At 69.9% G+C, this 22,632-nt stretch carries 18 protein-coding genes; 13 read left to right on the top strand and 5 right to left on the bottom strand.

The features are described 5' to 3' along the window. On the top strand, positions 1–1,419 hold the full coding sequence (locus tag J7I98_RS36205; protein WP_214929311.1) for a HAMP domain-containing sensor histidine kinase: 1,419 nt from the start codon (positions 1–3) through the stop codon (positions 1,417–1,419). Here J7I98_RS36205 and J7I98_RS36200 read toward each other — a convergent pair. Further along, the gene (locus J7I98_RS36200; RefSeq protein ID WP_214929310.1) at positions 1,409–2,404 is read right to left on the bottom strand and encodes a TAXI family TRAP transporter solute-binding subunit; all 996 of its coding nucleotides are present in this window, start codon (positions 2,402–2,404) and stop codon (positions 1,409–1,411) included. The two genes, J7I98_RS36205 and J7I98_RS36200, sit on opposite strands and share 11 nt — an antisense overlap. Before the next feature lie 70 nt (positions 2,405–2,474). On the opposite strand from J7I98_RS36200, the gene miaB reads away from it, so the two are divergent. Both miaB and J7I98_RS36190 read left to right on the top strand, forming a co-directional pair. Beyond that, entirely contained in the window at positions 2,475–3,962 is a 1,488-nt protein-coding gene (miaB, locus tag J7I98_RS36195) for a tRNA (N6-isopentenyl adenosine(37)-C2)-methylthiotransferase MiaB (protein WP_214929309.1), read from the top strand. A 202-nt stretch (positions 3,963–4,164) separates the two neighbouring features. Next, entirely contained in the window at positions 4,165–4,917 is a 753-nt protein-coding gene (locus tag J7I98_RS36190; protein WP_214929308.1) for a class III extradiol dioxygenase subunit B-like domain-containing protein, read from the top strand. Positions 4,918–5,020: 103 nt separating this feature from the next. Here J7I98_RS36190 and J7I98_RS36185 read toward each other — a convergent pair whose 3' ends face one another. Together J7I98_RS36185 and J7I98_RS36180 are read right to left on the bottom strand one after the other, a co-directional pair. After that, entirely contained in the window at positions 5,021–5,272 is a 252-nt protein-coding gene (locus tag J7I98_RS36185) for an antitoxin (RefSeq protein WP_214929307.1), read from the bottom strand. A gap of 24 nt (positions 5,273–5,296) precedes the next feature. After that, entirely contained in the window at positions 5,297–5,554 is a 258-nt protein-coding gene (locus tag J7I98_RS36180; RefSeq protein WP_214929306.1) for a hypothetical protein, read from the bottom strand. 183 nt (positions 5,555–5,737) lie between these two features. Here J7I98_RS36180 and miaA point away from each other — a divergent pair, with 183 nt between their 5' ends. From miaA to hflX, 6 genes are all read left to right on the top strand, one after another. After that, complete coding sequence (miaA, locus tag J7I98_RS36175; protein ID WP_214929305.1) at positions 5,738–6,676, top strand: tRNA (adenosine(37)-N6)-dimethylallyltransferase MiaA; 939 nt, start codon at positions 5,738–5,740, stop codon at positions 6,674–6,676. 107 nt (positions 6,677–6,783) lie between these two features. Beyond that, positions 6,784–7,221 carry a hypothetical protein gene (locus tag J7I98_RS36170; protein WP_214929343.1) on the top strand — a complete coding sequence of 146 codons (438 nt, stop codon included), beginning with the start codon at positions 6,784–6,786 and terminating at the stop codon, positions 7,219–7,221. Between the two features lie 80 nt (positions 7,222–7,301). Then, positions 7,302–8,180, top strand: coding sequence for a diaminopimelate epimerase (gene dapF, locus J7I98_RS36165; protein ID WP_214929304.1), 879 nt, complete (start codon positions 7,302–7,304; stop codon positions 8,178–8,180). 170 nt (positions 8,181–8,350) lie between these two features. Beyond that, positions 8,351–10,462 (top strand): bifunctional (p)ppGpp synthetase/guanosine-3',5'-bis(diphosphate) 3'-pyrophosphohydrolase, encoded by a 2,112-nt coding sequence (locus J7I98_RS36160; protein ID WP_214929303.1) that lies wholly within the window; start codon positions 8,351–8,353, stop codon positions 10,460–10,462. Positions 10,463–10,538: 76 nt separating this feature from the next. Then, positions 10,539–11,999, top strand: a complete 1,461-nt coding sequence (locus J7I98_RS36155; RefSeq protein ID WP_214929302.1) for a M1 family metallopeptidase — start codon at positions 10,539–10,541, stop codon at positions 11,997–11,999. Between the two features lie 180 nt (positions 12,000–12,179). Then, positions 12,180–13,679: a GTPase HflX gene (gene hflX, locus J7I98_RS36150; RefSeq protein ID WP_214929301.1), complete on the top strand. Its 1,500-nt coding sequence runs from the start codon at positions 12,180–12,182 to the stop codon at positions 13,677–13,679. An 85-nt stretch (positions 13,680–13,764) separates the two neighbouring features. Here the strand turns inward: hflX and J7I98_RS36145 are convergent, their stop codons facing one another. Both J7I98_RS36145 and J7I98_RS36140 read right to left on the bottom strand, forming a co-directional pair. After that, a complete protein-coding gene (locus tag J7I98_RS36145) occupies positions 13,765–14,943 on the bottom strand; it encodes a serine protease (protein WP_214929300.1) in 1,179 nt (392 codons plus the stop codon). 122 nt (positions 14,944–15,065) lie between these two features. Beyond that, entirely contained in the window at positions 15,066–16,283 is a 1,218-nt protein-coding gene (locus J7I98_RS36140) for a serine protease (RefSeq protein WP_214929299.1), read from the bottom strand. A 292-nt stretch (positions 16,284–16,575) separates the two neighbouring features. Between J7I98_RS36140 and J7I98_RS36135 the strand changes: the two genes are divergently transcribed. Genes J7I98_RS36135 through J7I98_RS36120 form a run of 4 tightly spaced genes read left to right on the top strand, consistent with a single transcriptional unit; the run spans position 16,576 to position 22,577 of the window. Next, positions 16,576–17,988: a diaminobutyrate--2-oxoglutarate transaminase family protein gene (locus J7I98_RS36135; RefSeq protein WP_214929298.1), complete on the top strand. Its 1,413-nt coding sequence runs from the start codon at positions 16,576–16,578 to the stop codon at positions 17,986–17,988. Next, on the top strand, positions 17,985–19,883 hold the full coding sequence (locus J7I98_RS36130; RefSeq protein ID WP_214929297.1) for an IucA/IucC family siderophore biosynthesis protein: 1,899 nt from the start codon (positions 17,985–17,987) through the stop codon (positions 19,881–19,883). The genes J7I98_RS36135 and J7I98_RS36130 overlap by 4 nt, the downstream gene beginning before the upstream one ends. A 39-nt stretch (positions 19,884–19,922) precedes the next feature. Continuing rightward, complete coding sequence (locus J7I98_RS36125; RefSeq protein WP_214929296.1) at positions 19,923–20,648, top strand: GNAT family N-acetyltransferase; 726 nt, start codon at positions 19,923–19,925, stop codon at positions 20,646–20,648. Positions 20,649–20,708: 60 nt separating this feature from the next. Then, the gene (locus tag J7I98_RS36120) at positions 20,709–22,577 is read left to right on the top strand and encodes an IucA/IucC family siderophore biosynthesis protein (protein WP_214929295.1); all 1,869 of its coding nucleotides are present in this window, start codon (positions 20,709–20,711) and stop codon (positions 22,575–22,577) included. Positions 22,578–22,632: the final 55 nt, after the last annotated feature.

Raw genomic sequence — 22,632 nt, 5'->3', positions numbered from 1 at the left:
GTGCGCACCCGCCTTCTCCCCCTGCTCATCGTCCTCCTCGCGGGGATACTCCTCGCGCTGGGCTTCCCGCTCGCGGTGAGCGTGGCCGCGGCCCAGCAGCAGCGGGTGGTCGTCGACCGGATCGACGACACCGCGCGCTTCGCAGCGCTCGCCCAGTTCGTCACCGAACGCAAGAAGAGCAGCCAGGACGAGCGCCGCAGGACGCTGGAGACCGAACTCGCCAGCTACAGCGAGGTGTACGGGATCAACGCGGGCGTCTTCTACCGCGACCGCCATGCCATGGCCAGTGCCCCCGTGAGCTGGACCGTCCCGACGGGCGGCGAGGGGGGCGACGCCTTCCAGGAGGCTCTCTACAAGCGCCGCAGCCACGATCCCGCACAGGTCTGGCCCTGGCAGGACGGACGCCTGATAGTCGCCTCACCGGTCGTACGGGACGGCGATGTGGTCGCGGTCGTGGTCACCGATTCGCCGACCGGGCAGATGCGCGAGCGGATCATGCGTGGCTGGCTGGTGATCGCCGCGGGCGAGTTCGCGGCGATGCTGGTCGCGGTCGGCGCCGCGTTCCGGCTGACCGGCTGGGTGCTCAGGCCCGTACGCGTCCTGGACGCGGCCACCCACGACATCGCGACCGGACTGATGAACTCACGGGTGGCAGCCGGCAGCGGTCCACCGGAACTCCGACGCCTGGCCCGGTCGTTCAACGAGATGGCGGACAACGTCGAGGATGTGCTGGAGCAGCAGCGTGCCTTCGTCGCCGACGCCTCCCACCAACTGCGCAACCCACTGGCCGCCCTGCTCCTGCGTATCGAGCTCCTCTCCCTCGAACTCCCCGAGGGGAACGAGGAGATCGCCTCCGTCCGTACGGAGGGCATGCGCCTCGCCCAGGTCCTCGACAGCCTTCTGGACCTGGCGCTGGCCGAGCATGCCCCCGCCCACCTCCAGCTCATCGACATCGGCGAGCTGGCCTGTGAACGGGTCGCCGCCTGGCGCCCCCTCGCGGACGACAAGGGCGTACGCCTCACGCGCGAGGGCCCGGCGGCCGTCACCGCGTGGGGCGACCTCGTCGCGCTCTCCAGCGCCCTGGACGCGGTGATCGACAACGCCCTGAAGTTCACGCCGCAGGGCGAGGAGGTCACCGTCGCGGTCGCGTCGAACGGCGAGACCTGCACCATCACCGTCGCCGACGGCGGTCCCGGCCTGACCGAGGACGAACTGGAGCGCGTCGGCGACCGCTTCTGGCGCAGTACCCGTCACCAGAACGTCAAGGGGTCGGGCCTCGGCCTCTCCATCTCGCGGGCCCTGCTCCTCGCGGTCGGCGGCACCATGTCGTACGCCCCGAACGAGCCCCACGGCCTGCGCGTCACTGTGACGGTCCCGCGCACGTCCCCCACGCCTCGACCGACTGCCCTTACGGCTTGACCGACTGGTAGTAGCGCTGCGCCCCTTCGTGCAGCGACAGGGGGTCCGTATAGATGGCGGTCCGAAGGTCCACCAGCTGCGCCGCGTGCACCTCATTGCCGATGCGGTCCCGGTTCTTTATGACGGTGCGGGTGATCTCCTCGGTGAGCTCCTCGTCCGTACGGTCCGTGGTCACCAGCAGATTGGCGACCGCCACCGTCGGCACAGCCTCCCCGTCCTGCGCCTTGACATAGGCGTCGGCGGGCATCACAGCCGACCGGTAGTGGCGTGCCGTACCGCCCGCCGCATGCAGCTCGTCTATCAGGCCGCCCAGCGGTACGAGCCGGATCGCGAAGCGCTCGGACAGCTCCCTGACAGCGGTGGTGGGCAGGCCACCCGACCAGAAGAAGGCGTCGATCTCCTTCCTCTCCAGCAGCCCCGGCATGGTGTCGATACCGACCGACACGGGGGTGATGTCCTTCTCGGGATCCAGTCCGGCAGCCGTGAGCAGCCGGTTCGACACCAGCCGTACGCCGGAACCGGCCTGGCCCACGGCCACCCGCTTGGCGCGCAGACCGGCGGCGGACCGCACCTTGGAGCTCTTGGGCACGACGAGCTGCACATAGTCGTCGTACAGCCGAGCACAGCCGCGCAACCGGTCCGCGCTCTGCAGGCCGTCCTGCTTGTACTGCGCGACGGCGTCCGTGGTGGCGATGGTGAAATCGGCCTCACCGTTCGCCACGCGAGCGAGGTTCTCGCGCGAGCCCTGGCTGGAGCGCAGCCGCATGCTCACGCCGGGCAGATCGCCTGCCACGGCCTTGTCGAGCAGCTCGCCGTAGCGCTGGTAGACCCCGGTCGTCACGCCCGTGCTGAAGATGATCTTTCCGCGCGGCGATGACTCTCCCATCGGCACGAGCCACCACATCAGCAGCCCGGACAGCACGATTGCGGCGACCGAGCCCTGGAGGGCGCGTCGGCGGCTGATACGGGGGAGGGCTTGAGGCATGCGCGCGATCCTGCCAGTTCACTCCCCTCGGAGACCAGGGGGTGCCGGGCCCCGTACCCTGGTGAGCGAGATGAGCGAGAAGACATACGAGGTGCGCACTTACGGGTGCCAGATGAACGTCCACGACTCCGAGCGGCTGTCAGGCCTCCTGGAGGGCGCGGGATATGTACGGGCGCCCGAGGGCGCCGACGGTGACGCCGATGTCGTCGTCTTCAACACCTGCGCGGTGCGGGAGAACGCCGACAACAAGCTGTACGGCAACCTCGGCCGGCTCGCCCCGATGAAGACGAAGCGGCCCGGCATGCAGATCGCCGTCGGCGGCTGCCTCGCCCAGAAGGACCGCGACACCATCGTCAAGAAGGCCCCCTGGGTCGACGTGGTTTTCGGTACGCACAACATCGGCAAGCTGCCGGTGCTGCTGGAGCGCGCCCGTATCCAGGAAGAGGCGCAGGTCGAGATCGCCGAGTCGCTGGAGGCCTTCCCCTCCACGCTGCCGACGCGGCGCGAGAGCGCGTACGCCGCCTGGGTGTCCATCTCTGTCGGCTGCAACAACACCTGCACTTTCTGCATCGTCCCCGCCCTGCGCGGCAAGGAGAAGGACCGCAGGACCGGCGACATCCTCGCCGAAATCGAGGCACTGGTCGCCGAGGGCGTCTCCGAGATCACCCTGCTCGGCCAGAACGTCAACGCGTACGGGTCCGACATCGGCGACCGCGAGGCCTTCAGCAAGCTGCTGCGCGCCTGCGGGAAGATCGAAGGCCTGGAGCGCGTCCGCTTCACCTCGCCGCACCCCCGCGACTTCACGGACGACGTGATCGCGGCGATGGCCGAGACGCCGAATGTCATGCCGCAGCTGCACATGCCGCTCCAGTCCGGCTCGGACACGGTGCTCAAGGCGATGCGCCGCTCGTACCGGCAGGACCGCTTCCTCGGCATCATCGACAAGGTGCGTGCCGCGATGCCGCACGCCGCCATCTCCACCGACATCATCGTGGGCTTCCCCGGCGAGACCGAGGAGGACTTCCAGCAGACGATGCACGTGGTCCGCGAGGCGCGCTTCGCGCAGGCCTTCACCTTCCAATACTCCAAGCGCCCCGGGACTCCGGCGGCCACCATGGAGGACCAGATCCCCAAGGAAGTCGTCCAGGAGCGCTACATGCGTCTGGTCACCCTCCAGGAGGAGATCTCCTGGGAGGAGAACAAGAAGCAGGTCGGCCGGACCCTGGACGTCATGGTCGCCGAGGGCGAGGGCCGCAAGGACGGTGCCACGCACCGCCTCTCGGGCCGCGCCCCCGACAACCGTCTCGTTCACTTCACGAAGCCGGACGAGGACGTGCGCCCCGGCGATGTGGTGACGGTCGAGATCACCTACGCCGCGCCGCACCACCTGCTGGCCGAAGGCCCGTCGAAGGCCATACGCCGCACCCGCGCCGGCGACGCCTGGGAGAAGCGCAACGCGGCCGCCGCCACCAAGCCGGTCGGCGTCATGCTGGGCCTGCCGTCGATCGGCGCACCGGCGCCGCAGCCCGCGGCCACGGGTGGCTGCGGCTGCGACTGACCGTCGCGACAACCACACCACGGGGGGGGGACTGCAGCCGAAGCGGACCCCGATATACCGCACGGTGGACGGCTGGGTGCTGATCGGCGACGGGGCCTCGGGCCAGTCGTTCCCGTACCGCTTCATGGCCTGTGAGCTGGAGTGGGACTCCGGCGCCACGGACTGACGGGCGTACGGACCGGCGGGCGTTAGGCTGCCGGGCATGCTTGTCGCCGCCGCCGTATGCCCCTGTCCGCCGCTCCTCGTTCCCCAGGTGGCCGCCGGCGCCGCACCGGAACTCGACGCCGCACGGACCGCCTGCGCCGACGCCCTGGGGGTGCTGGCAGCGTCCCGTCCGGACCTGCTCGTCGTGGTCGGGCCCGCTGGACAGGACGGCACGGGGGCGTACCCGCAGGGCGCTGCAGGCAGCTTCAAGGGCCTTGGTGTGGACCTCGCTGTACGCCTCGGTACGGCGGCTCCGGAGCGCACGCGTCAGAGCGCCGGGGAGAGTGCCCCGGGGAGTGCCACGGAGCGCGAGCTTCCGCAGTCGCTCGCAGTGGGCGCCTGGCTGCTCGCCCGTACGGAACGGTTCGACGTTCCTGTCGAGGGGCTGGGCGTCGGAGAGCCCCTGGCGCGCGACCGGCGTGCGGAGGCCGGCCGGGAACTTGCAGGTCGTGCCGACCGGGTCGCCCTCCTTGTGATGGGCGACGGCACCGCCTGCCGGACGGTCAAGGCGCCCGGTTATCTGGACGAGAGGGCCGCCGGCTTCGACGCGGAAGTGGCCCGCGCGCTGGGCGCTGCCGACACGGCTGCCCTTATGGCGTTGGACGAGCAGCTGTCGTACGAGCTCAAGGTCGCGGGCCTTGGACCCTGGCAGGTCCTGGCGGGCGCCGCGGAAGGCGCCGGGCTGGCCGGACAGCTGCTATACGAGGACGCCCCGTACGGGGTCGGGTATTTCGTCGCCGTCTGGTCGTAGGGACCGGCGTCTGGCCATAGGGCAGCAGCGCGGCACACGAGCAACGGCGGACGGCTGTGGAGCGACGTTGCTCCACAGCCGTCCGCCGTTGCCGTTGCTGCATTTACGGGGCAGGAGGCGGCGGCGGTGGGGTGCCGCTGCCGTCGCCCTTGTGCGCGATGCGGTCCAGGGCGTGCTTGGCCTTGTCCGTACCGGACTCGATCCGACTGCTGTACTTGCCCTTGGTCTTGCTGTCGACCGCCTTGGCGGCCTTGTCCAGGCCGTGTTCAATCTTGCCCTCGTGTTGCTGGGCGAGGTTCGAGACCTTGTCCTTCGCAGGGGCAAGCTTGGCCTTCAACGAATCCAGGAAGCCCATGGAACACCTTCGCTCTTCGGAGGACTACTTACGGGCGCTCTCTCCGGCCTCGCTGTCTGCCGCTTCCTCCGCAGACTGCTGCTTCGGAATCTCCACACCGTCGGCGGCAGCGGAAGCGTCATCGGAATCCTCGGCGGCCTTTTCGGCTGCTTCTGCGGCTTCCGGTCCTTCCACTTCCGCTTCCTCGGCGGATTCGGCCGTCAGCGTGGCGGCCTGTGCCTCCTCGGTTGACGCCTCAGCGGCGTCCTTGGACTTGCGGCGAAACCTTGAAAAAACGCCCATATCTACTCCATTACCTTACTCGTGTGGGCGAAGTCCGCGCCTGTCCGGAGCGGCTCATTGCGTCGCCCGGGGGCACCGGTCCGTAAACCGGCGGTCGGAACCTCGCAACAGGCAACGAACCCGGACGCGTGCCGTCACGTCGCTCGTTCGGGGAGGGGCCCCGGGGTTTGCGAGACTGGGGCAGTGAGAACTGCAGCTCCCGCACCGCGGGTCATCGCCGTTGTCGGCCCCACGGCAGCCGGAAAGTCCGATCTGGGCGTCGCCCTTGCCCAGCATTTCGGCGGAGAGGTCGTCAACGCCGACTCCATGCAGCTCTACCGGGGGATGGATATCGGCACCGCCAAGCTGACGCCCGAAGAGCGCGGCGGCATCCCGCACCACCTCCTCGACATCTGGGACGTCACCGAGGCGGCGAGCGTCGCGGAGTACCAGAGGCTCGCCCGCGCGGAGATCGACCGGCTGCTCGCCGAAGGCCGTACGCCCGTCCTTGTCGGCGGCTCGGGGCTGTACGTACGAGGGGCCATCGACGCCCTCGAATTCCCCGGCACCGACCCCGCCGTACGGGCCCGCCTGGAGGACGAGCTGACGCTGCGCGGCCCCGGCGTGCTGCACGCCCGGCTCGCCGTTGCCGACCCCGACGCCGGCCGCGCCATCCTGCCGAGCAACGGCCGCCGTATCGTCCGCGCACTCGAAGTGATCGAAATCACCGGTAAGCCATTTACGGCCAATCTTCCCGGACCCGACCCGGTGTACGACACCTTCCAGATCGGCGTCGACGTGGCCCGCCCCGAACTCGACGAGCGCATCACCGTTCGGGTCGACCGCATGTGGGAGGCGGGGCTCGTGGACGAGGTGCGGACGCTGGAGGCGCAGGGGCTGCGGGAGGGGCGTACCGCGGCGCGCGCACTCGGGTATCAGCAGGTGCTGGCCGCTCTGGCGGGTGAGTGCACCGAGGAGGAGGCGCGCGCCGAGACCGTGCGCGCCACCAAGCGATTCGCGCGCCGTCAGGACTCCTGGTTCCGCCGGGACCCCCGTGTGCACTGGCTGAGCGGCGCGGCCGAGGACCGCTCAGAACTCCCGCATCGGGCGCTGGCGTTGGTCGAACGAGCGGTTACAGCCTGATCACGTGATGGCATCGGGACGCTCCGCCCGTCATCAGGGTGCCTGGGCCCGTGCCATCATCAAGCTTCGATCGACCAGTGGAGTCCAAGTTGGGAGGGCGCGTGGCGATGGAAGCCGGCCCTCGTGACAGAGCACAGGAAGATCCGGACCGGTTGAGCCCCGACGGGCCGGACGAGCAGGACGTGGCGGCCGGGACCGATCCGGGTGCCGAGGTCGAGGTCGAACTGCGACCGCAGCGACGTCTGCGGATCTGGCAGCTCGCGCCGATCGTGGGACTCGCCGCGATGGGCTCCCTGATGTTCGCCTTCCCGCTCGCCTTCGAATTCGGCGACGGCGGAGCGGTCGTCGCCATGCTGGGACTGCTGATCAGCTGCTGTGCCGCGGGCTGGGGCATGATGGCCGCCCGCCGCGTCGGACACACCTGGCCGGGCCTGCCGTCCAAGGACTCGGGCAAGCGCTCCGACTGGCGGATGATCGCGCTGTACGTCGCCGTGGGCGCGGGGCTTGTCGCGCTGGCCGTCTGGCGCGTGGCCCGGCTCCGCTGACCGGCTGCCACGCACCGGCTGCCCCGCTGACGGCCTCACCGGCCGACCGGCTGTCGTACCCGCCCCGTACGATTGACGCCGTGAGCACTTCGCCGATCGCTTTCCTCAAGGGCCACGGGACCGAGAACGACTTCGTGATCGTCCCGGACCCGGACAACACCGTCGACCTGCCCGCGTCTCTCGTCGCGAGACTCTGCGACCGCAGGGCCGGCATCGGCGGCGACGGTCTGCTGCATGTCGTACGGTCCGCCGCGCACCCCGAGGCGCAGTCGATGGCCGACGCGGCGGAGTGGTTCATGGACTACCGCAACGCCGACGGCTCGATCGCCGAGATGTGCGGCAACGGCGTCCGCGTCTTCGCCCGCTACCTGCAGCGCGCAGGCCTCGCCGGCGAGGGCGACCTGGCGGTCGCGACCAGGGGCGGCATCAAGCGGGTCCACATCGCCAAGCCGGACGCGGGCGGCGAGATCACCGTTTCCATGGGCCGGGCCGTGCTCCCGGAAGGCGACGTCACGGTCTCCGTCGGGGCCCGCGAGTGGCCCGCCCTCAACGTGAACATGGGCAATCCGCACGCTGTTGCCTTCGTCGACGACCTGGAGCACGCGGGCGACCTGTTCACCGCACCGTCCTTCACCCCCGCCTCGGCCTATCCGGAGGGTGTCAACGTCGAGTTCGTCGTCGACCGCGGCCCCCGCCACGTCGCGATGCGCGTGCACGAGCGCGGCTCCGGCGAAACCCGATCCTGCGGTACGGGCACCTGCGCCGTCGCCGTCGCGGCGGCCCGCCGGGACGGAGCCGACCCCTCCGCCACCGGCACCCCCGTGGCGTACACCGTGGACGTCCCCGGCGGGCGCCTGGTGATCACCGAGCACCCCGACGGAGCCATCGAGATGACCGGCCCGGCCGTGATCGTGGCCCACGGCACGATCGACCCCGACTGGCTCGCCACCGCCCGGTAGGAAACAGCTCAGGAAACGGGTGTCGCATAGAGCTTCGCTCGAATGGGTGATCCGGTTCACGCTGAGCGAGAGCGGGACTGCAGCGCGTGGTGGGCTCGGTAGCATCAAGCACCGGCTGGGGACGCGGGTCCACCCGTCCGCCTCCGGTCGACGCTGCCCGGAGGTGCCCCATGAGTGCAGAGGCCACCAATCCTGGTGCCCCCAGCCGCAGGCGCGCTCGCGCCAGGATCGACATCCGCAGGCTCGGCCGTGTCGCCCTCGGGCCCACATCGCGGGACCGGCTGCCCGACGCCATCGGCCATGTCGCGGAAGCCCACCGCGCCCACCACCCCGACGCCGATCTCACCATCCTGCGCAGGGCGTACGTACTGGCGGAGTCCTCGCACCGGGGACAGATGCGCAAGAGCGGCGAGCCGTACATCACGCACCCGCTTGCCGTGACGCTGATCCTCGCCGAACTCGGCGCCGAGACCACCACACTGACCGCGGCACTCCTCCACGACACCGTCGAAGACACCGATGTGACGCTCGATCAAGTGCGGACACAATTCGGCGAAGAGGTCTGCTTCCTCGTCGACGGCGTGACGAAACTCGAAAAGGTCGACTACGGCGCTGCCGCCGAGCCCGAGACCTTCCGCAAGATGCTCGTGGCGACCGGCAACGACGTCCGGGTCATGTCCATCAAACTCGCCGACCGCCTGCACAACATGCGCACTCTCGGCGTCATGCGCCCCGAGAAGCAGGCCCGCATCGCCAAGGTCACCCGCGACGTCCTGATCCCCCTTGCCGAGCGCCTCGGCGTACAGGCCCTCAAGACCGAGCTGGAAGACCTCGTCTTCGCGATCCTCCACCCCGAGGAGTACGAGAACACCCGCGCCCTCATCGCCGCCGACACCACCGAGGGGGACCCCCTGGGCGTCATCGCGGAGGAGGTCAGAGACGTACTGCGGGACGCTGACCTGGCGGCCGAAGTGCTCGTCAGGCCACGGCACTTCGTCTCCGTGCACCGCGTCAGGCTCAAACGCGGTGAACTGCGCGGCACGGACTTCGGCCGCCTGCTGGTCCTCGTCGGAGAGGACGCCGACTGCTACGGCGTACTCGGCGAACTGCACACCTGCTTCACACCGGTGATCTCCGAATTCAAGGACTTCATCGCGACGCCCAAATTCAACCTCTACCAGTCGCTGCACACAGCGGTCGCGAGCCCGGACGGCCAGGTCGCCGAAATCCTCATCCGTACGCACCAGATGCACAAGGTGGCGGAGGCGGGCGTCGTAGCCCTCGGCAATCCGTACGCGCCGACCGAGGGCCCCGAGCCCGCCGTCGAGGGCGAGCGCGCCGACCCCACCCGTCCGGGCTGGCTCTCCCGGCTGCTGGAGTGGCAGGAGTCCACACCCGACCCGGACACCTTCTGGACATCGCTGCGGGCGGACCTGGCGCAGGACGGGGAGATCACCGTGTTCCGCTCGGACGGCGGCACGCTGGGGCTGCCGGCCGGTGCGAGCTGTGTGGACGCGGCGTACGCGCAGTACGGCGAGGCGGCGCACGGCTGCATCGGCGCGCGCGTCAACGGCCGCCTGGCGACGCTCAGCACCGTCCTCAGCGACGGTGACACGGTGCAGCTGCTGCTCGCCCACGACAGCGGCTCAGGTCCCTCGCCCGACTGGCTCGACCACGCCCGTACGCCCGCCGCGCGGATCCCCATCACCGGCTGGCTCGCCACCCACCCGGAGAGCGAAGTCCGCACCTCCGGCGGGCAGCCGACGGAGCCCCGGACCGCGGGAGGAACCGCCGCGCCTGCGCCGCCCGTCGCCCATTCGGGGCGCCCGGCTGTCGAGAACGCCGTCGTGGACCTGCCGGACGCGACCGTACGGCTCGCGGGCTGCTGTACGCCCGTACCACCCGACGCCGTCACCGGCTTCGCCGTGCGCGGCGGCGTCGTCACGGTGCACCGGGAGGAGTGCCCGGCGGTGGGCCGGATGGAGGCCCGGGGGCGGGAGCGCGTCGGGGTGCGCTGGCTGGCCACGGGCGACTGCCGGGTCACCCTGGTCGCCGAGTCGTTCGGACGGCCCCGGCTCCTCGCCGATCTGACCGAGGCCATCGCCACGGCCGGTGCGGCCGTCGTCTCGGCCACCGTCGAACCGCCGAGCGAGCAGCGCGTCAGGCACACATACACACTCCAACTCCCGGACGCGGGAGGCCTCCCGGGGCTTATGCGCGCGATGCGAGAGGTGCCCGGTGTGTACGACGTGAGCCGCGCTCAGCATCCCGCGACGGCTTGATCGAACGCACCGCTCTTTCGGGTGGGTGCGATGAACGCCTCGCGTTCGGTGCGGCGCATGTTGGTAGCGGTAATTCATGCTACTTACATCCCGGCGCCTGCGTGGCGCCCTGCTGACCGGCGCATCGGCCGCCCTCATCGCCGCGACTCTGCCCCCGCCTGTGCCGCTCGGCATCGGCGATCCGCTCTTCCCGCACCTGGGAAACCCCGGCTACGACGTCCTCTCGTACGACATTGCCTTCACGTACGGCGGCAGCAACAGCAAGCCGCTGGACGCCGTCACGAAAATCGATGCCCTTGCCAAGGAACGCCTCGACCGGGTCAACCTCGACTTCGCGCGCGGCACAGTCACGTCGGTCGAGGTGAACGGAGACCGCGCAGACTTCACCTCCACGGGTGAGGACCTGGTCGTCACACCCGCCGAACCGGTGCGGCGGTCCGGGCCCCTGTCGATCACGGTGAAGCACACCAGCGACCCGGCCGCCAAGAGGGGCGAGGACAGCGGCTGGGTGCGCACCCGCGACGGTCTGGCCATGGCCAACCAGGCCGACGCCGCCCACCGCGTCTTTCCGTGCAATGACCACCCTGCCGACAAGGCGTACTTCACCTTCCGTGTCACCGCCCCCAAGGGCATCACGGCAGTGGCCAACGGCCTGCCGGCAGGGGAGCCAGTAAACGCGTCCGGCCGTACCACCTGGGCGTACCGGACCGGCCACCCCATGGCCACCGAACTCGCCCAGGTCTCTCTCGGCCGCTCGACCGTGGTGCACAGGAACGGGCCGCACGGGCTGCCCGTACGGGATGTGGTGCCGACGGCGGACCGCGAGCTGCTCGAACCGTGGCTGAAGAAGACACCGGGACAGGTGGAGTGGATGGAGCGGCAGGTCGGCCGCTATCCCTTCGAGACGTACGGCCTGCTCGTGGCCGACGCGGAGACCGGCTTCGAGCTGGAGACACAGACGCTGTCGCTCTTCGAACGGTCACTGTTCACCCGTCGCGGGTTCCCGGCCTGGTACGTCGAATCGATCATGGTGCACGAGCTGGCGCACCAGTGGTTCGGCAACAGCGTCTCGCCGCGCACCTGGTCCGACCTGTGGCTCAGCGAAGGACACGCCTCCTGGTACGAGACCCTGTACTCCCAGGAGCACGCGGGGCGGTCACTGGAGGCGAGGATGCGCAGCGCGTACATGCAGTCGGACGGGTGGCGGGCGGACGCCGGCCCGCCCGCCGCACCCAAGCCCCCCGCCCCCGGCCAGAAGATCAGCCTCTTCCGGCCGGTCGTCTACGACGGCAGCGCCTTGGTGCTCTACGCACTGCGCCAGGAGATCGGGGAGGACGCCTTCGGGCAGCTGGAGCGGCAGTGGGTCCGTGACCACAGTGACGCCACCGCGACAACGCGCGACTTCATGGGGCTGGCCTCCCGGCTCGCCGGGCGGGACCTGTCCGGGTTCTTCCAGAAGTGGCTGTACGGAGAGAAGACGCCGCCGATGCCGGGTCACCCGGAATGGCGGAGCGGGCCGGCGCCCGCGAAGGGCTGACGCCGCACGGAAAACCGGAGTGACGGCCCGGGGCGCACCGTGCCACTATCAACGGGTCGGCAGCGCGGCCGGGACGGTGGTGCGGGAGACCTCGGAACTCTTCGGGAATCTTCCGGGCTCGTCACGCGTTGTGACTGCTGTAACGGACTTTTCTATTGACCCTATCGACGTAAGGATCCAATGACCTCCTCTTCTTCCCCTTCCAAGGACGCGCAGAGCTTCACGGAGAACCTGACCGAGAGCCTTCGGGCCGATGCCCTGATGGAAGAGGACGTCGCCTGGAGCCACGAGATCGACGGGGAGCGGGACGGCGAGCAGTACGAGCGCTCGGAGCGCGCCGCGCTGCGACGCGTGGCCGGCCTCTCCACCGAGCTCGAGGACGTCACAGAGGTCGAGTACCGGCAGCTGCGCCTGGAGCGTGTGGTGCTGGTCGGCGTCTGGACCTCGGGGACCGTGCAGGACGCGGACAACTCCCTCGCGGAGCTGGCCGCGCTCGCCGAGACGGCGGGTGCCCTGGTGCTCGACGGTGTGATCCAGCGTCGTGACAAGCCGGACCCGGCCACGTACATCGGCTCGGGCAAGGCACAGGAGCTGCGCGACATCGTCCTCGAAACCGGGGCCGACACCGTCGTCTGCGACGGTGAGCTCAGCCCCGGCCAGCTCATTCATCTCGAAGACGTCGTCAAGGTCAAGGTGGTCGACCGCACCGCACTGATCCTGGACATCTTCGCCCAGCACGCCAAGTCCCGAGAGGGCAAGGCACAGGTCGCGCTCGCGCAGATGCAGTACATGCTGCCGCGACTGCGCGGCTGGGGTCAGTCGCTGTCCCGTCAGATGGGTGGCGCCGGTTCCGGCGGCGGTGGCGGCATGGCAACCCGTGGTCCCGGTGAGACCAAGATCGAGACGGACCGTCGGCGGATCCGCGAGAAGATGGCGAAGATGCGCCGGGAGATCGCGGAGATGAAGACGGGCCGCGACATCAAGCGGCAGGAGCGCAAGCGCAACAAGGTGCCCTCGGTCGCGATCGCCGGATACACGAACGCGGGCAAGTCGTCCCTGCTCAACCGGCTTACGGGCGCGGGCGTGCTGGTGGAGAACGCGCTGTTCGCCACCCTCGACCCGACCGTGCGCCGTGCGGAGACACCTAGCGGGCGGATCTACACGCTCGCGGACACCGTCGGGTTCGTACGGCACCTGCCGCACCACCTCGTCGAGGCGTTCCGCTCCACGATGGAGGAGGTCGGCGACTCCGACCTCATCCTGCACGTGGTGGACGGTTCGCACCCGGCGCCGGACGAGCAGCTGGCGGCCGTACGGGAAGTGATCCGTGATGTCGGCGCGACGGACGTGCCCGAGATCGTGGTGATCAACAAGGCGGACGCGGCAGATCCGCTCGTACTGCAGCGACTGCTGCGCATCGAGCGGCACGCGATCGCGGTGTCGGCCCGTACGGGCGCGGGCATGGCGGAGCTGCTGGCCCTGATCGACTCCGAACTGCCCAGGCCCGAGGTCGAGATCGAGGCACTCGTGCCGTACACGCGCGGCGGTCTTGTCTCGCGGGCGCACGCCGAAGGCGAGATGATCTCCGAGGAGCACACCCCGGAGGGCACACTGGTCAAGGTGCGCGTGCACGAGGAGCTGGCGGCAGAGCTGGCGCCGTATGTGCCGGTGGCCGGCTGAGAACTGAGCAAGGCCGAAGGCCCGCCCCCTCGTTGTGAGGGGGCGGGCCTTCGGGCTGTGCGGCGCGCGATGCGTTGCGCGGCTGCTACTTGCTGCCGTACTTCTCGCTCATCGCGGTGAAGATCTGCTCGGCTCCCTTGCCCAGGCGCGGACCCGCGAGCCAGCCCGAAGTGACCGGGCCGATCGAGGTGTTGGAGACCAGAGCCAGCTTGCCGTCCGGCTGAGTGGCGAACCAGCCGCCGCCGGAGGAGCCACCGGTCATGCTGCAGCCGATGCGGTGCATCGTGGGCGTGGCGGGGCTGATCGACAGGCGGGTCGGACGGTCCACGCACTTGTGCATGATCAGGCCGTCGTACGGGGGCGCGGCCGGGTAGCCCCAGGCGCCCATCGCGCTGATCCGCTTGGTGTCGGGAGCGTCGAAGTTGACCGGCAGGGCATTGCCTACGGTCTCCTCGAGGGACTTGCCGCCCTTCTCCGGCTTCACATGCATGACGGCGTAGTCGTACGGAGCACCCTCGCCGCCCGTCGGACCGCCGTCGTTGATCCACTCACCGGAGGTGGAGACCCAGTCGGCCCAGTAGATGCCGTACGGGGAGATCTCGTGCTGCTGGGCGTTCTCCAGCGCGGCAGGGGACTTGCCCAGGTCGTTGTACGACGGGACGAAGGCGATGTTGCGGTACCAGCCGCCGCCCTGGCCCGCGTGGACGCAGTGTCCGGCGGTCCACACGAGGTTGGACTTGCCCGGGTTCTTCGGGTCCTTGATGACGGTCGCGGAGCAGACCATCGAGCCCTTGGGGGAGTCGAAGAAGACCTTGCCGACCGGGGCCGCGTGGTCGTGGTACGGGGTCTTTTCCCGCTCGGCCTTCACGGGGCGGGGCTCCGGGTCGGAGACGCCCTGACCACCGGAGGCGTCACCGGCGGCCATCGTCTTCGCAGGGTCCTTCGCCGTCTTCATCCGCTCGGGCTTCCAGAGGCCCTCGATGACCGGGTTGACGAAGTCCTTGGCCTCGCGCAGCCACTCCTTCTTGTCCCAGTTCTTCCAGCCGCCGTCCTTCCACTTGTCGACGTCGATTCCCTGTTCCTTGAGCCTGTCGGCCAGGTCCGCGGGAATGGCACCGTCGTTGCCCCCGGCGGGCATTGAGGCGGCGGGCTTGTCGGCGGCGGCGTCCGCCGCCTTGTCCTCGCCGGGACCGCAGGCAGTGGCCGTCAGCGCGAGGGCCGCGGCGATGCCGGTTGCGGCCAGCAGCGGACGTATGGATCGCATGGAAATTGTCCCCTTGTAGTGCACAAATGATGTCTTGAACATGCCATATTGACGCCCAAGGTGAGGGCCTCCGGCGCGTCTGCCGAAGGCCCCTGACCTACGGTCACCCTGCAGGCGATTTCCTACCGGTTGGCGAACTTGTCGCTGACCGAGTCGTAGATCCCCTTGGCTTCCTTGCCGAGTCGCGGACCGGCCAGCCAGCCGGCCTCCACGGGGCCGATCGATGTGTTGGACACCAGGGCAGGCTTGCCGTCCTGGCCCAGAGCCGTCCAGCCGCCGCCGGAAGAACCGCCGGTCATGGTGCAGCCGATGCGGTGCATCGTCGGGTCACCGGCCTTGATGGACAGGCGGCCCGGCTTGTCGGCGCACTGGAACTTCTTCTGCCCGTCGAAGGGCGGGGCGGCCGGGTAGCCGGTCGCCGTCATGCTGTTGATCTCCGGGGCGGCCGGGGCGTTGAACTCCACCGGAAGCGCCGAACCGACTGTCTCTTCAAGAGACTTGCCGTTGCCCTTCTCCGGGGTGACGTGCAGCACCGCGAAGTCGTACGGAGCACCCTCGCCGCCGGTCGGGCCGCCCTGGGCGATCCACTGATCGGAGGTCTGCGCCCAGTCGCCCCACCACACACCGTGCGGAGTGATCTCGTTCTTGGGTGCGCCCTCGATCTCCGCGGCCGCCTTCCCGTTGTCGTTGTACGACGGGACGAAGGCGATGTTGCGGTACCAGCCGCCCTTCTTGCCGGCGTGCACGCAATGCCCGGCGGTCCACACCATGTTGGACTTGCCGGGGTGGGCCGGGTCCTTGATGACGGTCGCCGAGCAGACCATCGATCCCTCGGGGCCGTCGAAGAAGACCTTCCCGGACTCGGGAGCATTCTCGCGGTAGGGGGTCTTCACGGGCTGCGCCTGGACGGGGGCCGGTGTCGGGTCGGTGACGCCCTCGTCACCGGAAATGTCGTTGTCCACCGGCTTGTCCGGCTGCTCCGCGTCCCGCATCCGGTCCTTGTCCCACAGGTCCTCGATGATCGGGTTGATGTAGTCCTCGGCCTCGCGGAGCCAGTCGTCCTTGCTCCAGTCCTTCCAGGCGCCGTTCTTCCACTTGTCCAGGTCGACCCCGTGCTCCTTGAGCCGGTCCTTCAGGTCGTCCGGGATGGTGATCTTGTTGTCGGCGGACTGGCTCACGGAGGCGGTCGGGTCGCCGCCCGCGTTGTCTTCGCTCGGACCGCACGCGGTGGCGGTCAGGGCAAGGGCGGCGGTGAGGCCGACAGCAGCCAGCACAGGAGAGGTTCGGCGACGCGCACTCCTCCCACCACGTGCTGCGAAGGTCGGGCGAATGGGTCGCATGTCGTGATCCCCCTGGGACTTCGAAAACTTTTCAGCGAACTCTTTGAACACGGCTTCCGGTCCGGCGGCAGAGCTCCGGGCCGAAGGCCGGACCCCACTATGCCGGTGCCGATGGGGACGGCATGCGGCAGGGCTGTGGTTCCCCCGACGTAAGGATCTTCTGATTGCCCGTGATCCTCAGCCGTCGGCGTCGTTGGTACGTACGGGGGACACAGGCTCAGCGTTCGCCCGGCAGGGCAACGGACTTACAACGAACTGCAACGGAACCGTCACCGCGGGAGGACCAGAAGACGTGGCCGTGATTGAACCTGGCGCTGCGGTGCTGCCCGCTGCTCACGAGGGCATCCTGCGGCGCCAGTCGCTGCGCGAATCTGCGGCCCGTACGTACGCGCGCTCGCTGCCCATCGTGCCTGTGCGCGCGCGGGGCCTGACGATCGAGGGAGCGGATGGGCGCCGCTACCTCGACTGCCTCTCCGGGGCGGGCACTCTGGCACTCGGGCACAACCATCCGGTGGTCCTGGAAGCGATCAAGAAGGTCATCGATTCCGGGGCGCCGCTGCATGTGCTGGACCTCGCCACACCGGTCAAGGACGCCTTCACTACCGAGCTCTTCGCGACACTGCCGCGCCAACTCTCCGACAACGCAAGGGTGCAGTTCTGTGGTCCCGCCGGAACGGACGCGGTGGAGGCGGCGCTCAAGCTCGTACGCACCGCCACCGGGCGCAGCGGACTGCTGTCCTTCACCGGCGCGTACCACGGCATGACGGCGGGCGCGCTCGACGCCTCGGGCGGTGCGCAGGACGTACGGGTGACGCGCCTGCCCTATCCGTACGACTACCGGTGCCCCTACGGAGTGGGCGGCGAACGCGGCGCCGAACTGTCCGCCCGCTGGACCGAGAACCTCCTCGACGACCCGAAGGGCGGGGTGCCCTCCCCGGCCGGGATGATCCTCGAACCGGTACAGGGGGAGGGCGGCGTGATCCCCGCGCCGGACGCCTGGATGCGGAGGATGCGCGAGATCACGGCTCAACGCTCCATCCCGCTGATCGCCGACGAGGTGCAGACCGGGGTCGGCAGGACCGGCGCCTTCTGGGCGGTCGAACACAGCGGGATCGTGCCCGACGTGATGGTCCTGTCCAAGGCCATCGGCGGGAGCCTCCCACTGGCCGTGGTGGTCTACCGCTCCGACCTCGACGCCTGGGAACCGGGCGCCCACGCCGGTACGTTCCGCGGCAATCAGCTCGCCATGGCGGCCGGCGCCGCTACGCTGGCGTACGTACGCGAGAACCGGCTCTCGGAGCGCGCCGCCCTCCTCGGCGCGCGCATGCTCGGCCAGCTGCAGGGCCTGGCCGCCGACCATCCCTGCATCGGGAACGTACGCGGCCGGGGACTGATGATCGGTATCGAACTCGTCGACCCCGATGCGCTGGAGCCCAAGTCCACGGGCGTACCGCCGGCCGCACCTGCACTCGCCGCCGCTGTCCAGCAGGAGTGCCTGGACCGCGGACTCATCGTCGAACTCGGCGGGCGCCACGCCGCCGTCGTACGCCTGCTGCCTCCCCTCACCCTCACCGATGAACAGGCCACGGCGGTCATCGACCGCCTGGCCGACGCCCTTTCGGCCGCGGAGCGCTCCCTGCGCCACCGGCCGACGGGCCGGACTGCCGCACTGACCCCGGACACCATCACAAGGAAGACCCCGTGAACCCCACTCCCGCATCCGATGCGTCCGAGGCCGACGGCCGTCTCACCGCCCACGACCAGGGGGCGGGCGGTACACACGGCTGCCTCGCCGTCGAGCAGGTCACCGTCCCCCGCCAGGGCGGGGCAGGCCACGGCGAGCGTGCCCCCGGTCCCGCCACACGACCCTCGGCCGCCACAACGGACCTCCTCGGGCACCCCGACCCGCACACCGCGGCGGACGCGGCAGCCGTCGAGAATCTGCTGCGCTGCTGGGTCCGGGAGAACGACCTCGCCAAGCCCGAAGGCGCGACCCTGCGCATCCCGCTCGACGCCAGCGGCACCGCACTGCTCGTACCCGTCAACTACTGGTCGGCCACCGGATGGCACCGCTTCGGCATGCCGGCTCTCGAAGGCGGGCCGCACGGCGCAACCCCCGCCGACGCCGTCACGGTCGCCGCCCTCCTCGGCCGCGAAGGAGGCACGCGGGAAGGAGCGGACCTGGTCGGCCGGGTCGCCGACTCGGTGCGGCGCACCGCCGAATTCATCGCCGACCGCCGCCACCGACCCGGTCCCCCCGAAAAGGCAGACCTCTTCCTCAGCGCGGAGCAGTCCCTCGTCCTCGGGCACCCCCTGCATCCCACGCCCAAGAGCCGTGAAGGACTCTCGGAGTCCGAAGCGCGTCTCTACTCACCCGAGTTGTACGGCTCCTTCCCGCTGCACTGGATGGCTGTCGACCGGTCCGTACTCGCCAAGGACTCGGCCTGGACCGAGCGCGGCCGCACCGTCCCGGTCGAGCAGCTCACCGTCCGCCTGGCCGAGGGGCTCCAACTGCCCGACGACACCGTGCCACTGCCCCTGCACCCCTGGCAGGCCCGCGAGCTCACCCACCGCCTGGCAGTCGCCGCGCTCCTGGAGGAAGGCCTTCTCCACGACCTCGGCCCTCACGGCGCCCCGTGGCACCCCACCTCCTCAGTCCGCACCGTGCACCGCCCCGGCTCGCCCGTCATGCTCAAGCTCTCGCTCGGCGTACGCATCACCAACTCCCGTCGTGAAAATCTCCGCAAGGAACTCCACCGCGGCGTCGAGGTCCACCGGCTGCTGCGCGGCGGGCTCGCCGAGCAGTGGCAGGCCGCCCACCCCGGCTTCGACATCGTCCGCGACCCGGCCTGGCTCGCCGTCGATACGGCGGACGGCGAACCGGTACCCGGCCTCGACGCTCTGGTGCGCCACAACCCGTTCGGCCCCGGCGACGACGCCGTCTGCATCGCCGCCCTCACCGCCCCGAGGCCCTGGCCGGGTCGCACCGGCATGCACTCCCGCCTCGCCGACCTGGTCGCCAGTCTCGCGGCCCGCACCGGCCGGCCCACCGGAGCCGTCGCCGCCGAGTGGTTCCTGCGCTACCTCGACCACGTCGTCCGTCCGGTTCTCTGGCTGGACGGCACCGCCGGGATCGCACTGGAGGCCCATCAGCAGAACACCCTGGTCCTCCTCGACACGGATGGCTGGCCCATGGGCGGCCGCTACCGCGACAACCAGGGCTACTACTTCCGCGAGTCCCACCGCGCCGGCCTCGAACGCCGCCTGCCCGGCCTCGGCGCCACCAGCGACACCTTCGTCACCGACGCCGTCACCGACGAACGCTTCGCCTACTACCTCGGCATCAACAACATCCTGGGCCTGATCGGGGCGTTCGGCGCCCAGCACCTGGCCGACGAACGCGTCCTGATCGCCGCACTCCGCCAGTTCCTCGGGAAGAACACCGGCCTCGGATCCTCACTGCCCGCACAACTCCTGGAGACCCCCACCCTTCGCTGCAAGGCCAACCTGCTGACCCGGCTGCACGGCCTCGACGAGCTGGTCGGCCCGGTCGACACCCAGTCCGTCTACGTCACCATCGCCAACCCCCTTCGCAACTGAAGGAACATGACCGCCCGAACTGCTGAGAGGAGCGTCGCCGTGCCTCCCACCGATGCGAGCACCGACGCCGGAACGAACTCCGCTCCTGGCGCCGGATCAGGCGCCGAGGACACCCTGGACCTGCGGCTGCCCGACGAGCTCGTCGCGCTGCTCGGCGACGACGGCCCGGAGACCGGCCCGCGGCTCGACTGCGACGACCTCCTCGACGCCCCCGCCGACTGGGGCCCCGTCACGACCGCGGTCGGCGTCTTCCAGCTGGTGCCCGTACGCATCGGGCGGGACCTGCCACTCATCACCCGGTGGATGAACGACCCGGCCGTCGCCGCGTTCTGGGAACTTGAAGGCCCCGAGGACGTCACCGCCGCCCATCTGCGCCTCCAGCTGGACGGCGACGGGCGCAGCGCACCCTGCCTGGGCGTGCTGGGCGGCGTACCCATGAGCTATTGGGAGATCTACCGGGCCGACCTCGACCCGCTGGCCCGCCACTATCCGGCCCGCCCCCACGACACTGGTATCCACCTGCTCCTCGGCGGCGTCCTGGACCGCGGCCGTGGTGTCGGCACCACCCTCCTCAGAGCCGTCGCCGACCTCGTACTCGACAGTCGTCCCACTTGCGCACGCGTCGTCGCCGAACCGGACATCCGCAACACCCCCTCCGTATCCGCCTTCCTCAGGGCCGGCTTCCGCTTCTCCGCGGAACTCGACCTCCCCGACAAGCAAGCCGCACTCATGGTCCGCGACCGCGCACTCCGTAATCTGCTGTGAACGACCCGCTACTTCTCATACACCGTTCGCCCCGAATGGGTTCCACCCCAAGGAGTCCCCGTGCAGAAGCCCGCCGCCGCCAATGACTTCGAGGACCCGCTGCCGCTGCTCGACCCGCCCGAGCTGAACCCGGGCACCTGGGACCTGGCCGCACGCCGCCTCCTCGCCAAGATGCTCGGCGAGTTCGCGTACGAGGAGATCATCGAGCCGGTCCCACAACCCGTTGAGCCGGCCGCACCCGCATCGGAAGACTGCGCGGCCGCCGCTGAGCACTACACCCTCCCGCTCGACGACGACAGCACCCTCTCCTTCCGCGCCAGGCGCACCGCCTACGGCAGCTGGCACGTAGACCCAGACACGATCGAGCTCCGCGACCACTCCGCCGACGCCATCGCCCACCCCTTCGGCGACCCCCTCGGATTCCTCGTCCGCGCCCGCCGCCTCCTCGGCCTCGACGGCGCCACCCTCGGCCACCTCATCCGCGAGCTGACCGCCACCCTGGCCGCCGACGCACGCCTCGACCACACCGCCCTCTCGGCAGCGCGCCTCGCCGACCTGGACTACGCGGAACTCGAAGGCCACCAGACCGGCCACCCCTGGCTCGTCCTCAGCAAGGGCCGCCAGGGCTTCTCCGCCACCGACACATCCCGCTGGGCCCCCGAGGCCCGTACGCCCACCATGCTGCCCTGGATCGCGGTCAGCACCGACCTCGCCGCCTACCGCGGGGTTCCCTTACTTGCCAAGCCCGAGCGCCTCTACGCGCGCGAGCTCGACGCCCCCACCCGCGACTCGTTCGCCGCCGCCCTGCGTGCCCGCGGCCTGGCCCCCGAGCGGTATCTCTACCTTCCGGTGCACCCCTGGCAGTGGGACGAGGTGATCCTGCCGCTCTTCGCGCCCGCCGTCGCACAGGGCGCGATCGTCCCGCTCCCCACCGACGGCGACGTGCGGCTGCCGCAACAGTCCATCCGTACGTTCCTCAACACGAGCCGACCCGATCGGCACACGGTCAAGCTGCCACTCGCCATCCTCAACACACTGGTCTGGCGCGGCCTGCCGACCGAGCGCACCCTGGCGGCCCCCGCCGTCACCGCGTGGGTGCACGCAGTGCGCGACGGTGACCCCTTCCTCCGTGACGAATGCGAAGTGATCCTGCTCGGCGAGGTCGCCTCCGTCACCGTCGAGCACCCCCTGTACGACGGCCTTCCCGAGGTTCCGTACCAGTACAAGGAACTACTGGGTGCGATCTGGCGAGAACCGCTCACCGGACGCCTGGCCCCCGACGAGCGCGCCCGCACCTTGGCCTCCCTGCTTCACACGGACCCCGAAGGGCGTGCCTTCACCACGGAACTCGTCTCCCGCTCGGGCCTTCCGCCCGCCGTCTGGCTCCGCCATCTCTTCGCCGCTCTGCTGCCCCCGCTGCTGCACTTCCTCTACCGCTACGGGACCGTCTTCTCCCCGCACGGAGAGAACGCCATCGTTGTCTTCGACGACAAGGACGTCCCCGTGCGCCTCGCGATCAAGGACTTCGTCGACGACGTCAACGTCAGCGCGCACAAGCTGCCCGAGCACGACTCCATGCCCGAGGACGTAAGGGAGATCCTGCTCACCGAGCCCCCCGCCTTCCTCACCCAGTTCATCCATTCCGGTCTGTTCGTCGGCGTCTTCCGCTATCTCGCCCCCCTCTGCGAGGAGCAAATGGGAGTACCGGAAAGCGAATTCTGGTCCCTTGTACGGGCCGAAATTCTGCGGCACCAGGCACGCTTCCCGGAGCTCAAGGACCGTTACGAGATCTTCGACCTGCTCACCCCGCGGATCGAGCGCCTCTGCCTCAACCGCAACCGGCTGCACCTCGACGGCTACCGAGACCGCCCCAGTCGCCCGCACGCCGCGGTGCACGGTACGGTCCCCAACCCCCTCCAGCTCTCCTGATGCGCTCCCCGGTTGTGATCCGCGTTGTCAGTGGGGCCCCGTAGGCTGGTCGAGC

The organism is Streptomyces sp. ISL-98 (assembly GCF_018614055.1).
In the GTDB taxonomy this organism is placed as follows: Bacteria; Actinomycetota; Actinomycetes; order Streptomycetales; family Streptomycetaceae; genus Streptomyces; species Streptomyces spiramyceticus.
This window is presented reverse-complemented; position numbering and strand designations above follow the sequence as displayed.

Bases quoted from the DNA above. Each gene is read 5' to 3' on its own strand.
- J7I98_RS36200 (WP_214929310.1), bottom strand. From the start codon at position 2,404: ATGCCTCAAGCCCTCCCCCGTATCAGCCGCCGACGCGCCCTCCAGGGC.
- miaB (WP_214929309.1), top strand. From the start codon at position 2,475: ATGAGCGAGAAGACATACGAGGTGCGCACTTACGGGTGCCAGATGAAC.
- J7I98_RS36190 (WP_214929308.1), top strand. From the start codon at position 4,165: ATGCTTGTCGCCGCCGCCGTATGCCCCTGTCCGCCGCTCCTCGTTCCC.
- J7I98_RS36185 (WP_214929307.1), bottom strand. From the start codon at position 5,272: ATGGGCTTCCTGGATTCGTTGAAGGCCAAGCTTGCCCCTGCGAAGGAC.
- J7I98_RS36180 (WP_214929306.1), bottom strand. From the start codon at position 5,554: ATGGGCGTTTTTTCAAGGTTTCGCCGCAAGTCCAAGGACGCCGCTGAG.
- J7I98_RS36170 (WP_214929343.1), top strand. From the start codon at position 6,784: ATGGAAGCCGGCCCTCGTGACAGAGCACAGGAAGATCCGGACCGGTTG.
- J7I98_RS36160 (WP_214929303.1), top strand. From the start codon at position 8,351: ATGAGTGCAGAGGCCACCAATCCTGGTGCCCCCAGCCGCAGGCGCGCT.
- J7I98_RS36155 (WP_214929302.1), top strand. From the start codon at position 10,539: ATGCTACTTACATCCCGGCGCCTGCGTGGCGCCCTGCTGACCGGCGCA.
- hflX (WP_214929301.1), top strand. From the start codon at position 12,180: ATGACCTCCTCTTCTTCCCCTTCCAAGGACGCGCAGAGCTTCACGGAG.
- J7I98_RS36145 (WP_214929300.1), bottom strand. From the start codon at position 14,943: ATGCGATCCATACGTCCGCTGCTGGCCGCAACCGGCATCGCCGCGGCC.
- J7I98_RS36140 (WP_214929299.1), bottom strand. From the start codon at position 16,283: ATGCGACCCATTCGCCCGACCTTCGCAGCACGTGGTGGGAGGAGTGCG.